We start from the raw sequence: 15,391 nt of genomic DNA on the forward strand, positions 1-15,391 counted from the left end.
TCCTTAAAAAGCGTGGTACTGCAGGCCAAGCTCAAAGGTGCGGCCATAGGTTTCATATTGGGCGTTTAAATCGGAGCGCCCGGTGTAAACGTAATAAGGTTCATCGTTGATGTTGAGCGCTTTAAAAGCTATCTGCAGGTTCTTGGTTGCAGACCATTTACCGATAAAGTCCCACTGCAAGTGCGCATCGGCGTAAAGGTCATAAGCGCTGTCTTCCACGTTATCCACTTCCAGCAAGTAGCGCGACTGGTAAGCCGCTGACAGCCGCAGCGACAGGGTGCCGTCATCGTAGCCGATGGCAAAGTTGGCGGTTTTGTCAGACTGGCTGGGGAAAGGAATATCGCGGCTGCCGCCGTCCCAGCTGATGGTGGCGCTGGAGTTGGTCCAGGTGCCGTTTAGTGACACCAGCATGTTATTGAAAGGAGCTGGCAGGGCGCTTAAGCGCGTGACATAGTTCAGCTCCACACCATACAGATCAGCGGTGTCGCCGTTAATGTAAGTCAGGGCTTTGTCGTAGTCTTCGTAACCACTGGAGCCTGCCTTATCTGCCTGATAAATGAAGTTTTTAATGTCTTTATAGAAAACGCCGATGCTGGCGACGCCAATATCACCGCTGTAGTGTTCCAGGCTAAGGTCGTAGTTAGCGCTGGTCATAGACTCAAGCTCGGGGTTGCCAAACTCGGCTTCATAGTCGCCGGCATCGCCTTCGCGGTACATGCCAGGGGCCAGCTGGTCGTAGGTGGGGCGTACAAAAGAGTTGGAGTAGGCGGCCCTTAGCAGGGTTTGTTCGCTTAGGTTGTAACGCAGGTTCAAAGACGGCAGCCACTGGTCTTCGTCCTTGTGGTATTCGGTTGCGTCAATGGCATCGTCTTCACTTTCAAAAGCACTGTAACCACGGGTGTCGCGCTGGGTTTTTTCATAACGAAGGCCGCCTACCAGCAGCAGTTTGTCCCAGTGGCCGGTGCCCATTAGGTAGGCGGCGCTGTTGTCTTCCTTAACGTGGTAATCGTCGATGGTGGAATCCAGCTCGTCGATGTAGTCGGCCTTATCAAGGCCACTAATGGCTGACTCGACTGCGCTAACGCTGATGGTGGGGCCAAAGGTTGCCAAGCTGTAATCGGCATTGCCGCTAGTAAAGTCGGCTAAGGTGCCGTCGATGCCTTTATAGCTGTAGACGTTTTCATCCATCTTCTTCTTGCGCTGGCCGAATTTCATGCCGCCTTGAATGTCGAGGCTGACACTGCCTCGCTCAAGGTGGCGAATAACATCGGCCCTGACAGTTTTGTTGTGGTCGGTGGTGTCATGGTCGTACATCTTGATTTTGCTCAGCCTGTAGTTGCTGGCGTCGTAGATGTCGCTGTCGCCATAGACCACCGGTTTATCACCGCTTTGATATGAGACATTGCTGGTGTATTCGAACTTGGCGTCTTTAATGCCAAACGGCAGCTTTTCTTCGGCGGTGCTGTCGGAAAGCTGGTATTTCAGCGTCCAGTCGTCCCAGCTGGATTGGCCACCAACACTCAACGACGTAATGGTTTGGTCTTCAATACGGTCTTTTAAGCTGCGGGTTAAATCGGCGCTGGCACTTTCCCCGGCACTGACCGCATCGTCCCATTCGCTACTAAAAGACTGCCGGGTTTCATGGTCTTTAAACTCGGAATAAAGGCCGCGCAGGTAAAACTGCTGGCTGTCGCTTGGGCGAAAATCAAGGTTGGCGGCCAGGCCCTTACGTTTGCGCTCAATGGTGTAATCGCGCATGTCGGTTTCTTCCAGGTTATTGCCGTCCCAGGCACCCTGGGTTTCAACATTATCCGAGGCAAACTTGCGGTCGTAATAACTGCCCGCCAGGGCAATCCCTAAGGCCTCTACATCACTGCCCACATCATAGGTATCGGAATAGGCAATAGAGGCTTTGGGGCTGGTTTTATCCCGTAGCTGGTTATAGCTGCCTGCTACGCCCAGGCTAAAAAACCGGCCGTCGTGGTCAAAGGCAGTCAGGCTTTTCATTTCAACGTTGCCGCCTAGACTATTGGCATCCATGTCTGGGGTCAGGCTCTTTGAGACTTCCAAACTACCCAAAAGATCGGACGGAATAACATCCAGGGCCACGGCGCGCCTGCCCGATTCTGGCGCAGGAATATTGGCGCCGTTGTAAGTCACCGTATTTAAGTCCGGTGCCAAACCACGAATACGCACAAAGCGGCCTTCACCCTGGTCACGTTCGATGGATATACCGGGTAGCCGCTGCAACGCCTCGGTGGCGTTGTCATCTGGGTATTGGCCGATACCGTCGGCCGAGGCGGCGGTAACAATGTTGTCAGCGTTTTTTTGTAGCCCCAAAGCGCGCCCTAAGCTGGCCGCCTGGCCCACCACACTGATGTGCTCGATATCGCCCGTCAGGGTCAATGGCAGGTTAAGGGGCTGGTTATCAACCACCTCGATGCTGCGCTTTTCTCGCGCGATACCGGGGTAGTGGATTTGTAGCTGGTAATGGCCTGCCTTGACCGACGGCAGCACAAAACGGCCATTTTCATCGGTGGTGGTGTGATAAGCGCTGGCGGCAAGGCTAATGGTTGCACCAGCCACGTTGTGGCCAGCCGCATCAATCAGCTGGCCTTGCACTTGGCTATCGGCCCAACTTTGCGCGCACAGAGCCAGAGCGGTCATGGCAAACAAGGGAGCGGTTTTCATGCTGTAAGGTCCGGGTCACTGAATTTGCCGCCGACTGTGAAAGCATTGTGTGATGTTTTTGTTTCAGTGAGGTGACCTTAAGTTTGTCTTAACGTTTTTAGGGGCCTGGCAAGGCGAAGCTGGCTGAGCCTTGCTGACCCGGGTCATATCGGCTCAGCTTAAACAAGCGATGTCACGGTTTTGTAAAAGAGTGCCGCAACAATGGCGCCGAGGAGAAACCATGGCCCAACATAAATACAAGTTACTGCTCAGTGTCGCCCTTTTGGTGGCGCTGTTGATATTGGCCCTAAACATGGGCACCCCAAAACCGCTGGCCATCATTAACTGGTTGGATGCGGTGGGTGAAGGCTGTGTGCTGCTGGTGAGTCTGGCCTGGGTGGGTATGGTGCTAAAAAGTCGCCCCCATGGCCGGGTGACGTTATTGCTGTTTGCCGGTGGCCTGATGTTCTGCTGCTCGAGCTGGCTTGATTGGCTGGACGAATTTATTCACTACCCTGGCACCCACCATTTGATGAGCTGGACCGAAAGTCTGCCGGCACCTGTTGGCCTTGCCATGCTGACCTTCGGTTTGCTGGGCTGGCACCGCGAACAACTTGCCATTACTGCCCAGCTGAAAAGCCGCGAGCATTTCTTTCGTGAGCATCAACTGGTTGACTCGCTAACCCGCCTTTATACCCAACCTTATTTACAATTGGTGCTGGAGCGCGAGCTGCATCTGCACCAGCAAGCCGCCAGCCCTTTAACCTTGCTGGCCTGGGATATTCGTGACTTCGGCCGTTTTAATTTGCAGCAAGGGGAGCTGGCTGGCGACCGGGTGTTAAAAAGCTTGGCCGAATTTTTAGTTGCAGGCCTTCGCAGCCAAGACTTGCTCTGCCGGTTAGGGGGCGACCGCTTTGTGGCCTTGCTGCCAGCCAGTAATCAGGCCCAAGCCCAGGCGTTGGCCAGCGCCTTAGCGCAGCAACTGGCCGAGCGGCCCTGGCTGTCAAGCCGGGTACAGCTTAAGGCGACCATTTTGGCCGCAGCTCCGGGGGAATCAAGCGACGCCTTATTGGCGCGGCTGCAGCAGCAATTAGATAAAGACAAAGGGCGGGGCCCCTTTGTAAGGCCAGCCTAATGCGCTCCTGGTTTGGCCTTGACGACAAACTGCTGCAACCGCTGTTGGCCAGGGCCATGGTGACGGTGGCAATGCGTCGTGGCGCCGAACCGGCAAGGCTTTTGCGTGGAACCGGCCTTTTTGAAAGTGACTTAGACAGCCGCCTTATCTGTGCGCGCCAGCTTATTAAATTGGCGATGCAGGTGCAAAAGCAACTAGCGCAGCCCGACCTTGGCTTTTTGGTTGGCCACCATCTGCTGCGTCTTAACCACCCGCTGGCCCAAGCCCTGCGCCACGCACCCGATCTTCGCCATGCCTTGCTGGTGCTAGCCCGCCACCGCCAGCAATTACCATTGCTGCAATATCTGCGTTTAGAAGCCAGCAGCGAGCGCTTGCATTGTTACCTGCAAGACAGCGTTGGGCTTGGGGATTCGCGAGGCTTTTTCTTGCAAGTGACCTTGGGCATTTTAAGTGCGCTTATTCGCCTGCAACTCGATGGCCGCCAGCAGCTTGAAATCAGCCTGAGCCAAAGCCAGCCCAAAGCCCTGCACCTCTACCAAACTCACCTGGGCCTGGCCCTTGAATTTAATGCGCCCAGTGACGGCATCAGCCTGCCGCGCAGTTGGTGGCAAGCTGCCTTTAGGGACAGCGATACGGAACGCTTTGCGCTTGCTAATCGCCAGCTGGCCAGCCAACTGATGCCCCTTGGGTTACTGGAATGGCTAGCGCGGCTGCAGCACCGCAACCTGAAGTCGCCTCTCGGTTTAGAGGCGGCGGCAGAGTTGGCGGGGGTGAGTGTGGCCAGCTTTAAACGCCAGCTTAAGGATCAAGGCAGCTCTTTTAAGGCCAATACCGATAGCGTGAAAAAACTGCGCGCCTTGCATTGGCTTTGCCACGGCGACTTGCCCAATGAGGTGTTAGCCAAGCGCTTAGGCTACTCCGACGTGCACAACTTTCGCCGTTCTTTTAAACGCTGGACCGGCGCCGTGCCGTCGGTATTTCGTTAGGCGGATGCGGCCAGTAACTGCTGGCGCTCAGTAAGATACTGCTGGCCTGCTTCAATACCCATCTGATAACCGGCATCGAGCTTATTGCGGTCCATGGTCAGGCGGCTAACGGCAAAATCGTTAGGCGGCGCTATTACCGTTAGTCGGCAATCGGCTGGCGGGTTGTCGATAAAATCAAGGGACGCGTTATAAACCTTGGCGCGGTCCAACAAGGTTTGCGCCAGGTTGGGGTGCTCTTTAAATATGCGCTGGGTTAGCCACGGCAGCCGGCTTGGTTTCATCCGGTAACCCAAGGGGTGTGATAGCACCACGGTAATGTCGCGGGCGCCGCGCCGGTAAGCTTCTGCTACCGGAATTGAATCGGCCATGCCGCCGTCGGTAAAGGTGTTGTCGCCAATTTGCGGCGTTTCCTTAAAGGCAATGGGCAAGGCGCAGGTGGCGAGCATGACATCGTCCATGTTGCTGGCGGTCACCGGAATATATTGCGCCTGGCCCGAATCCACGTCGGTAACCACGGCAATAAACTCGGGGGCTTTGGCGAAATTGTCCATGTTAAGCGGCAGCACTTTACACGACTCATGCCACAGCCAGTGCACATCAGTAAGGTGGCCACCTAGGGCAAACCGGCGCGGATTAAAAAAGCGCCTTGTTGTGGCTAACCTGGAAATAATTTTGCGGCTGCGCCCAATATGACGGCCAAGATAACCCACAGTGTTGGTGGCCCCGGCAGACACCGCAATGATCAGCTCAAAAGGGTAGTGTTGCTCGCTGATAAAGGCGTCCAACACCCCTGCGGCAAAAATACCGCGCATGGCGCCACCTTCAACAATAAGGGCTTGCTTGGCTAACGACTCCATAGAACAGCTCCGGCCTGAGTGATTACTCTAACCTATCAAAATGAGCCTGTTATCTTAAATTGTTTTTTTAAATCAACAATATAGAAAAATGTAAAGGTCTGTTGGCCAATTTTTGAGCGAACGGGTGTGCGCTTTTTATAACCAATAAAAAAGGCCGCTTACGCGGCCTTTTTCAATTTTAAGCTTACAGTTGTGGGCCCGCTTTCACTAGCGCCTTGCCTTCGGCGTTGTCGGTAAACTTCTCGAAGTTATCGACAAAACGCTGGGCCAGATCGACGGCTTTGTGCTCCCAGTCAGCTTCGCTTGCATAGGTAGCACGGGGGTCGAGAATGGATTGGTCTTCGACGCCCGGCAGCGCTTGTGGCACCGCCAGCCCAAAATAAGGCAGGCTAACGAACTCGGCATTTTCGATGCTGCCGTCAAGAATGGCATCAATAATGGCGCGGGTGGCCTTAATGGAAATCCGCTTGCCAGTGCCGTTCCAACCGGTGTTAACCAAGTACGCTTCAGCGCCAACGGCTTCCATGCGTTTTACCAATACTTCGGCGTATTTAGTGGGGTGCAGGCTTAAAAAGGCGGCACCAAAGCAGCTGGAGAAGGTGGGGGTGGGTTCGGTAACGCCACGTTCGGTACCGGCCAGTTTGGCGGTAAAGCCAGACAAAAAGTAGTACTCGGCCTGGGCTTTGGTGAGCTTGGATACCGGCGGCAGTACACCAAAGGCATCGGCAGTCAGGAAAATAACCTTTTTGGCATGGCCCGCTTTCGATACTGGCTTAACGATGTTGTCGATGTGGTAAATGGGGTAGGAAACCCGGGTGTTCTCGGTTTTGGAGCCGTCGTCGAAATCAACGCTGTTATCGGCGCGCACGGTGACGTTTTCTAACAGCGCATCACGGCGAATGGCGTTGTAAATATCCGGCTCGGCTTCCTGGCTAAGGTTGATGGTTTTGGCGTAGCAGCCACCTTCAAAGTTGAAGATACCATCGTCGTCCCAGCCGTGTTCGTCATCGCCAATCAGTGCCCGTTTCGGGTCGGTAGACAAGGTGGTTTTACCGGTACCGGACAGGCCAAAGAAAATGGCTACATCGCCTTCTTTACCGACGTTGGCAGAGCAGTGCATAGAGGCGATGCCTTTAAGCGGCAGCAGGTAGTTCATCATTGAGAACATACCTTTTTTCATTTCGCCGCCGTACCAAGTGCCGCCGATCAGCTGCATGCGCTCGGTCAGGTTGAAGGCCACGAAGTTTTCGCTGTTAAGGCCCTGCTGTTGCCAGTTGGGGTTACTGGTTTTAGCGCCGTTCATCACCACAAAGTCAGGCTGAAAGTCTTTCAGCTCAGCTTCCGTTGGGCGAATGAACATGTTTTTAACAAAGTGGGCTTGCCAGGCAACTTCGGTAATAAAACGCACGCTCAGGCGAGTGTCGCTGTTGGCTCCGCAGTAAGTGTCTACTACGAACAAACGCTTACCAGAAAGTTGCTTAGTTACCAAACCCTTGAGGTCTTGCCAGACTTCGTTGCTGATCGGCTTATTATCGTTTTTGCCTTGATCAGACCACCAGACGGTGTCTTTGGTGGTGTCGTCGCGAACAATGTATTTGTCCTTTGGCGAGCGGCCGGTAAAGATACCGGTGTCAACGGAGACAGCCCCGAGGGTGGTAACGATGCCTTTTTCATAACCCTCTAAATCTGCACGAGTTTCTTCTTCAAAAAGCTGCTCGTAACTTGGGTTATAAAGGACTTCCTGGACGGCGCTGATACCGTACTGGCCCAGATCGATTTGACGCATAGGGACTGGCTCCTAGGGTACGTAGTGTCTAAATGTAGGGACTTGTCTATCTTTTATACGGCGGCATTGTAGCCCAAGTGTGGCCTCAACAGCACGCATCTAGATCATCATTTTTGAAAGACTTTCAGGGTTCATTACAGCGGCCGTTTTAAACGGTTACCTGAGTAAAAACTTTGTAAGTTGAAGCCAAGAAAGAGGTTATTCAAAGGTTTTTTCTTTTCTGGCTTGTGACAATGCTTTGACGTGATAATTAACTCAGTATCTTCGGTGGTATCGGTTTGGACCGAACAAGGATCGCATGTGACTAGGTTTCGCTTTTTTATGACCCCTTTGGCGCTGGCAATGGTGGCGCTGCCTGCGGCGGCGCAACTTTCTGTTGCCAGCAACGCTGACGTAATAGACAAAGTTAAGCTCAAGGCTGTTGATACCGACAAGGCCAGCCAAGGGCCAATAAAAAAGCTGGCCAGTAAGCGTTACATTGTTGAGCTAACCGGTAAGTCGGTAGCGGCTTATGGTGGCAACATTAAAGGCCTGGCCGCCGCCCAGCGCACAGCTAAAGGTACCCTCAATTTTTCCTCAGCCAGCACCAAAGCCTACCAAAGCCACCTTGCCTCGGAGCACAGCCAAACCCAAACCGCCTTTAAAGCGGCCTTCCCTAATGGCCAGGTAAAGCGCAGTTACAGCGTGGTGTTTAACGGTATGGCAGTGCAGGGCAGCCACCTGAATAAAGCTGCCTTGGCATCGCTACCCAATGTAAAAGCTGTCTACGAAGACAAGCTTATTCAAGTCAAAGACGCGCAATCGCTTGCAACCATCAATGCCAGTAGTGCCTGGTCGACCCTGGGTGCCGGTACGACCGGCGCTACCGCTGGCAGCGGTATTCGGGTTGCAGTTATCGACTCCGGTATTCGCAACGATAACGCCATGTTTGACGACAGTGGCTTTACCGCGCCCTCTGACTTGCCCGACGACGATTACTGTCACACCACCGACAGCAGCTTTTGTAATAACAAGCTGATTGTGGCGCGCCTGTACGATGCTCCCGATGGCACCTCCTCAAGTGAATACACCACCAGCCCCACCGACTATGTAGGCCATGGTACCCATGTGGCCGGTATTGCCGTGGGCGACCCGGTAACGGCCACCTATCAAGGCAGTTCTTACAGCATTTCCGGGGTGGCTCCTGGCGCCTATTTAATGGTGTATAAGGCGCTGTTTTATGATGGCTCGACCGCCTCGGGTGACACGTCAACGCTTATCTCGGCGATGGAAGACGCGGTGTCAGACGGCGCCGATGTCATTAATAACTCTTGGGGGGGCAGCGCCGGTGTTGACCCTGCTGAAAGCCCTTTTCAACAGATTTATACCAACGTTGAAGATGCCGGTGTGGTGATTGCTACCGCTGCCGGTAACGACGGCAACAGTAGCAATACCATTGATTGCCCGGCCTGTATTGAAGCGGGTATTGCGGTGGCAAACAGCCAGGATGGCCAAGAATTTGTGAACACCGTTACCGTTGATGGCACCAGCTATGAAGCGGTTGAAGGCACCTCTTCGGTGAGCCTTGCTGACCTTGATAGCAGCGACCTAACGGCGCCGTTGCTGTCGGCTGCGGTGGAAGATGCCAGCAACGCCGACGGTTGCGATGCTTTCCCTAGCGGCACCTTCACCGACAGTTATGCCCTTATTGAGCGTGGCACCTGTACCTTTACCACCAAAGCCGATAACGCCGAAGCCGCCGGAGCCCTGGGTATTGTGGTTTACGACAATGAATCGGAAAGCCTCTTTACCATGGCCATGGACGACGCCAGCATTCCAGGGGTGCTTATTAGCCAAAGTGACGGCGAGACCATTGAAGCCTTGCTGGCAGCCGGCTCGGAAGATGTGACCTTAAGTGCTGATATCAGCCAGTACATCGATGATTCATTGGTGGATGTGATGAGCAGCTCCTCGTCCCGTGGCCCCAACGGCGATGCCAGTATCTTAAAGCCAGACCTGGCGGCGCCCGGCACCAATATTCTTTCTGCCACCTCGCCCGACAGCTACGACTCTGACTACACAGTAATGAGCGGCACCTCTATGGCCACCCCGCATGTGGCAGGGGCGGCAGCGCTGATTTTAGCGGCCCATTCAGACTGGACGCCGCAAGAAGTGAAAGCCGCGCTTACCACCACCGCCAGCACCGATGTACTGGATGATGACGCCAGTACCGCCGCCACGCCGTTTGCCATGGGGGCTGGCCGTATTGATGTGGGTAAGGCCATTAACGCCGCGTTGTCGGTGTCGCCGGTGTCGCTAGCCAGTGGCAGTTGCGAATCAAGCTGTTCTTTTAGTGTTGATACCACCAACTTGCTTGATAGCAGCGTTACTTGGGTTGGCACCATCAGCTTCACCAGTTCTGCGGTAACCGGCACCGTTACCGCCGACAGCGATGTGCAGGGTGATGACAGTAACGACATGGTCCTCGCCGCCGACGGTACTGGCAGCTTTACCGTGGCGGTAGATACCTCGGCCGCCAGCTCTGATACTTGGTATTTTGGTACCGTCACCTGGACCGACAGCGCCGGTAGCGAAGAAACCGCCCATATGCCGGTTGCGGTCTATGTGGGGGATCTGGATACCAGCAGTACCGCCAGCGCTTCGCTAACTACCACGGCCGGCACCGTAACAGCCGGTAATAGTTTGGCCGCCAGCACCGTACTGACCAACGGCACTGTTGACGACACTCTCACCGTTACCACCACCATTCCTAGCGGTGTTACGGTGGCAGGCACCCCCACCGCAACGGTGTCGGGCGGCAGCCAAAGCAGCTTTAGTTATGACAGTTCCAGCCAGGAAATGACCTGGACCGGTACCTTGGATGCCGGTGCTACGTCGCTTAGCTCCGGGCCATCTTGGTTATCGAGCCTAACCTCTCTTACCGACGGTTATTCGCCTTACACCATCAGTTGCTCAACCGCCTGTGACGACGGTGAAGCCACCATTGATGTGTCGGCCTTTGGCTTTACCTATATGGGGACCAGCGTTTCAACCCTGACCCTTGGCACCAACGGTTACATTACCGTCAACGACGCCAGCGTAACGAACTCCGCCACCAACGACGACCTACCTTCCAGCCGGGTCAGTGGCGGTATGCTGGCACCTTTCTGGGCGGATTTAGATTTATCGGGTACCGGTGGTTGGTACTATCAGGAAATTACGGATGGCACCAACAGCTACCTGGTGATTGAGTGGTACGACGCTACTCTCTATGGCGATACCAGCGGTAACAGCTATAGCTTCCAGGTGATCTTTGAGCTGAACTCCGACAACGTTTACTTCCATTATCTGACCTTGTCAGACCTGCCCGATGACCTCACCGTTGGCCTGCAAAATAATGCCGGTAATGTTGGTGATGCCCTTTATTACGATGGTTCTGGCACCGAGCCTGCTGCTGGCGACGCCTACACCGTGAGCTACACCAGCCCAGGTTCGGTAACCCTTGGCTACAATATCAGCGCGCTGCCCAGTGCCGGTGATGTGACCGCCAGTACCACCGAGGGCAGCGCTGTTACCGTTGATTTGTTGTCGCAGTTAGACAGTGCCACTTACACCATTGCCGCTACTGCCAGCGGTGGCGATTTAGACGCGTCTTCCAACGCGGTGTTTGAATCTGACCCCGATGGCGATGCTGCCGATGACGGCATCACTATTACCAGTGAACCCGCCTCAGGTACGGTGACGGTAGCAGACGATGGCACCACCACTTACACCCCTGACAGAGGGTTCTCGGGCACCGACAGCTTCAGTTACACCCTGACCGACTCTGCCGGCAACGTCAGTACTGCTGGCACTGCCACCATTACCGTAACCGCGGCTACCAGCAGCAGTTCGACCAGCCAATCAGGTGGCGGCGGTGGTGGTGCCTTCGGCTGGCTGCCACTGTTGCTGCTGAGCCTGGTTGGTTACCGGCGCAGGCGCCGCTAATGCGTTGATCTAAAAAAGGCCCCGTTTGGGGCCTTTTTTTGTGGCTGCGCTTAGCAGTGGTTCATTTTACAGCTTGCACATATCACAAAACCAAAGTCAGTATGTTTCCCAATTGTTTAAAAATTGTTTTTATTCGGCTTTAATCTGAAACGACATGGAGTGGGCGCAGTAAGCCTTTTCGCTTGCCCGCCAATCATAACGACAAGAGGGACCAACAGTGACACCCAATTCTCTTTTTAAACTCAGCCCGTTGATGCTTGCATTGGCGGCGGGCACGGCTCTGGCTGCCGAGCTCAAGCCTGCCGATAACTTCAAAGTATTTGACCAAGTCACCCTTCGGGGCGACAAAATCGACAAAGCCAACCTGCCCAGCCGCGAATATGTGGCCGACCAATATATCGTTGAATTTAACGACTCGCCGGTGGCCGCCAGCAGCGCGGTAGCGGTGTCCAGCAGCACAACAACAACCAGCACCAGCAGCCTGAAACCCAAAATCAATTTTGCCTCCAGCGCCGTTAAAAGCCACAGAGCCAAAATTAAATCTGAGCAGGCAACCGCCATTAGCTCCTTGGGCCGCAAATACCCCGGCGCCAAGGTAAAACGCCAATACAATGTGGTGTTCAACGGTATGGTGGTGCAGGGCAAGGGCATTGATATGGCCCAACTTAAAGCGCTGCCCAACGTTAAAGCGGTTTACCGCGATGAAGTGATCCAAGTGAAAATGGACCAGTCACTGCCGATCATTAACGCGCCAGAGGCTTGGGCGGAACTGGGCGGCCGCTCCACCGCCGGCCAGGGCATTCGCGTGGCGGTGGTAGACTCCGGTATTCGCCCTGAAAACCCGATGTTTGATGACGCTGGCATGCCAGCGCCAACCGACCTGCCAGACGACGATTACTGCCACACCACCGACCCGAGCTTTTGTAATAACAAGCTGATTGTGGCCCGCTATTACACCGCGTCGTCCAGCACCGCCAGTTATGAATACACCGACAGCCCCTTGGGCTGGAATGGCCATGGTACCCATGTCGCCGGCACGGCTGTTGGGGTGCCGGTGCAGGTGACCTATGGCGCTGGCACTTATGATATTTCCGGTGTGGCACCGGGTGCCTATTTGATGGCCTACAAGGCCCTTTATTACAACGGCTCTACTGCCAGCGGTTTGGGCAGTAGCTTGATTTCTGCCGTAGAAGACGCCGTGGCTGATGGCGCCGACGTTATTAATAACTCCTGGGGCGGCAGCGCCGGTGGCGACCCGAACCAGAGCGCGTACAAAGAAGTGTGGGAAAACGCCGAAGCGGCCGGGGTAGTGGTGGTGTCTGCCGCCGGTAACGACGGCAACAGCGAAAGCACCATTGGTTGCCCAGGCTGTGTGGAATCCGGCATTACCGTTGCCAACACCCAAACCGGCCGCAGTTTTGTTGAAACCCTCACGGTTGACGGCTTAGGTGACTTTAATGCCGTGGAAGGTACCTCTTCGGTACAGTTTGCAAGTGTTGACGACAGCGCCTTAACCGGCTCGATGATCGCCGCCTCCACCATTGATAGCGCCAATGTTGAAGGTTGTGATGCCTTCCCCGATGACGCCTTTGCTGGCAGCTATGCGCTGATCTCCCGTGGTAGCTGTACCTTTACCGTGAAAGCCGACAACGCCGCAGCGGCCGGTGCCATTGGTATGGTGGTGTATAACAGCGCCTCGGGTGCGCCCATTATTATGTCGATGGATGATGCCACCATTCCGGCGGTGATGGTTAGCCAAGATGACGGCGCCACCTTGGAAACTGCCGCCGCTGAAGGCGCCTTGAACATCACCATTGACCCAGACTTGGTTTCCTACGTTGACCCAAGCCTGGTTGATGTTATGAATAGCTCGTCGTCCCGCGGCCCCAATGGCGACAACAGCTTTATTAAGCCTGACTTGGCCGCCCCCGGCACCAACATTTTGTCGGCCTATTCCCCCGACGAAGCCGGTGATGCCGACACCCAGTTTGCGGTATTAACCGGTACCTCTATGGCCAGCCCCCATGTGGCCGGTTCTGCGGCCCTGGTGCTGGCAGCGCATCCTGACTGGACACCGGCTGAAGTGAAATCAGCATTGGTCAATACCAGTAACACCGCCGTGCTTGACGACGACGGTGAAACCCCGGCCACGCCTTTTGCCATGGGCGCTGGGCGCCTGGACGTTAGCCAGGCCATCAACAGTGCGTTGGCCTTGGCGCCGGTATCACTGTCAGGGCCAGACTGCGTGTCGGCATGCAGCTTTGAAGTCGATACCACCAGCCTGGTGGGCTACAAAGCCAGCTGGACCGGTGCGGTAAGCTTTGAGAACAGCACCGTCAGCGGCAGCTTGAGTGTGGACGGCCATGGCCACCATCAGTCGGCCAATGCCATGTCGCTTAAAGCTGGCGGCAGCGGCAGCTTTACCGTTGCTGTTGATACCAGCCTGGCTGACCGTGACCAATGGTACTTCGGCGAAGTGACCTTTACCGACCAAGACGGCAAAGCACCGATGGTGCATATGCCCATTGCCGTTTATGCCGGTAACAGCACCGACGCAACAGTGCTGAGTTCAACGGCGGGCAGCACCACCCCTGGCGTGCCGGTAGCGGCGCAAACGGTCTTTACCAATAAGTCCATCAGTGATGCCGCCACAGTATCGGTGAGCTTCCCGGATACGGTAACCGTTGCCAGTGAGCCGGTTGCCACCGTAACCAATGCCACCCAAAGCAGCTTTGCTTATGACGCATCTAGCAAAACTGCCACCTGGACCGGCACTGTTAACGAGCCGCTAGGTTCCCTTGAAACCGGCCCAAGCTGGCTTGACAGCCTGCCTTCGCTGACCGACGGCTTTAGCCCATACACCTTAAGCTGTTCCACTTCTTGTGATGAAGGCACCTTAACCCTGAGTCTGTCGAGCTACGGCTTGTCGTTTATGGGGCAAAGCATTTCTACCCTGACCTTGGGCACCAACGGTTATATCGCCTTTAACGGTGGCAGCGTGTCGTCTTCTTACTACAACGACACCATGCCCAGCAGCCGGGTTAGCGGTGCGGTGCTGGCACCGTTCTGGACCGACCTGGATATGACCAGCACCGGCGGTTGGTACTATCAGTTCATCACCGATGGCAGCGACTACTACTTGGTGTTTGAGTGGAAAGACGTACCGCTTTACGACGATGACAGCGGCAACACTTACACCTTCCAGGTGCTGTTTAAGCTCAACAGTGATGACGTGTACGTGCATTACGTGTCGATGGGCGACATGCCGGAAAACGTCACCGCAGGTTTGCAGGACGCTTCGGCCGTGGGTAGCTCACTCTATGTGGACGGCAGTGGCACCGTGCCCGCGTCTGGCACCAGCTTTGAGGTAAGTCACCAAGCCGGTGGCAGTGTCAGCCTCGACTACAGCGTTAGCGCCAGCAGCCTGACCGCCGCCGACGACACCTTGGAAACCAGCAAAGGTGAAGCGGCCAGCATTGACCTGCTCTCCGGCCTGTCTGGCAGCCGCCATGCCATTAATTCTGCGGTAAGTGGTGGTAGCGTTAGCGAAACTGCCGAAGCGGTACTGGTGGTTAGCCCCGACGGTGAAGCGGCAGCGGTTAGCATTAGCAGCCAGCCTAAACACGGTAAAGTTACGGTGGCTGACGGCACCGCCACTTACACGCCGTTCCATGGTTATACCGGCACCGACAGCTTCAGCTATACCCTGACCGATGAATCTGGCAACGCCAGCGAACCGGGCACCGTAACGGTGACTGTTACCGGTAGTAGCAACGGCCACCCGGGCCATGGCGATCACGGTAATGGTTATCCTGGGCACGGCGACCACGGTGACCAGCACCCAGGCCATAATGACCACGGTAAAGGCCATGGCAACAGCGGCCATAGCTGGTGGAAATGGTGGTAAATACCTAAAACTCCCTTGCTAAAAGCCCCGCATTTTGCGGGGTTTTTTTTGTGACTGGTTAGGCAAATAAGAATAAAAAATTCC

The 15,391-nt window shown here is 55.1% G+C and carries 7 protein-coding genes; 4 read left to right on the plus strand and 3 right to left on the minus strand.

The window, feature by feature from the left end:
- Window positions 1-3: 3 nt before the first annotated feature.
- On the minus strand, window positions 4-2,691 hold the full coding sequence (locus DW350_RS00990; protein ID WP_115717072.1) for a TonB-dependent receptor: 2,688 nt from the start codon (window positions 2,689-2,691) through the stop codon (window positions 4-6).
- A gap of 220 nt (window positions 2,692-2,911) precedes the next feature.
- Here DW350_RS00990 and DW350_RS00995 point away from each other — a divergent pair, with 220 nt between their 5' ends.
- Window positions 2,912-3,805: a GGDEF domain-containing protein gene (locus DW350_RS00995; protein WP_192954769.1), complete on the plus strand. Its 894-nt coding sequence runs from the start codon at window positions 2,912-2,914 to the stop codon at window positions 3,803-3,805.
- Complete coding sequence (locus DW350_RS01000) at window positions 3,805-4,791, plus strand: helix-turn-helix domain-containing protein (RefSeq protein WP_115717074.1); 987 nt, start codon at window positions 3,805-3,807, stop codon at window positions 4,789-4,791. The genes DW350_RS00995 and DW350_RS01000 overlap by 1 nt, the downstream gene beginning before the upstream one ends.
- On the opposite strand, the gene DW350_RS01005 is transcribed toward DW350_RS01000, so the two are convergent.
- Together DW350_RS01005 and pckA are read right to left on the minus strand one after the other, a co-directional pair.
- The gene (locus tag DW350_RS01005) at window positions 4,788-5,648 is read right to left on the minus strand and encodes a patatin-like phospholipase family protein (protein ID WP_115717075.1); all 861 of its coding nucleotides are present in this window, start codon (window positions 5,646-5,648) and stop codon (window positions 4,788-4,790) included. The two genes, DW350_RS01000 and DW350_RS01005, sit on opposite strands and share 4 nt — an antisense overlap.
- A gap of 184 nt (window positions 5,649-5,832) precedes the next feature.
- A complete protein-coding gene (gene pckA / locus DW350_RS01010) occupies window positions 5,833-7,434 on the minus strand; it encodes a phosphoenolpyruvate carboxykinase (ATP) (RefSeq protein WP_115717076.1) in 1,602 nt (533 codons plus the stop codon).
- A 300-nt stretch (window positions 7,435-7,734) separates the two neighbouring features.
- On the opposite strand from pckA, the gene DW350_RS01015 reads away from it, so the two are divergent.
- Together DW350_RS01015 and DW350_RS19730 are read left to right on the plus strand one after the other, a co-directional pair.
- Window positions 7,735-11,400 carry a S8 family serine peptidase gene (locus tag DW350_RS01015; RefSeq protein ID WP_152032917.1) on the plus strand — a complete coding sequence of 1,222 codons (3,666 nt, stop codon included), beginning with the start codon at window positions 7,735-7,737 and terminating at the stop codon, window positions 11,398-11,400.
- A gap of 217 nt (window positions 11,401-11,617) precedes the next feature.
- Window positions 11,618-15,307: a S8 family serine peptidase gene (locus DW350_RS19730; protein ID WP_115717078.1), complete on the plus strand. Its 3,690-nt coding sequence runs from the start codon at window positions 11,618-11,620 to the stop codon at window positions 15,305-15,307.
- Window positions 15,308-15,391: the final 84 nt, after the last annotated feature.

The sequence above is a fragment of the Gallaecimonas mangrovi genome (assembly GCF_003367375.1).
Taxonomy (GTDB): Bacteria; Pseudomonadota; Gammaproteobacteria; order Enterobacterales; family Gallaecimonadaceae; genus Gallaecimonas; species Gallaecimonas mangrovi.

Excerpts from the sequence above, each read along its gene's own strand:
- DW350_RS00990 (WP_115717072.1), bottom strand. The coding sequence starts at position 2,691 with ATGAAAACCGCTCCCTTGTTTGCCATGACCGCTCTGGCTCTGTGCGCG.
- DW350_RS00995 (WP_192954769.1), top strand. The coding sequence starts at position 2,912 with ATGGCCCAACATAAATACAAGTTACTGCTCAGTGTCGCCCTTTTGGTG.
- DW350_RS01000 (WP_115717074.1), top strand. The coding sequence starts at position 3,805 with ATGCGCTCCTGGTTTGGCCTTGACGACAAACTGCTGCAACCGCTGTTG.
- DW350_RS01005 (WP_115717075.1), bottom strand. The coding sequence starts at position 5,648 with ATGGAGTCGTTAGCCAAGCAAGCCCTTATTGTTGAAGGTGGCGCCATG.
- pckA (WP_115717076.1), bottom strand. The coding sequence starts at position 7,434 with ATGCGTCAAATCGATCTGGGCCAGTACGGTATCAGCGCCGTCCAGGAA.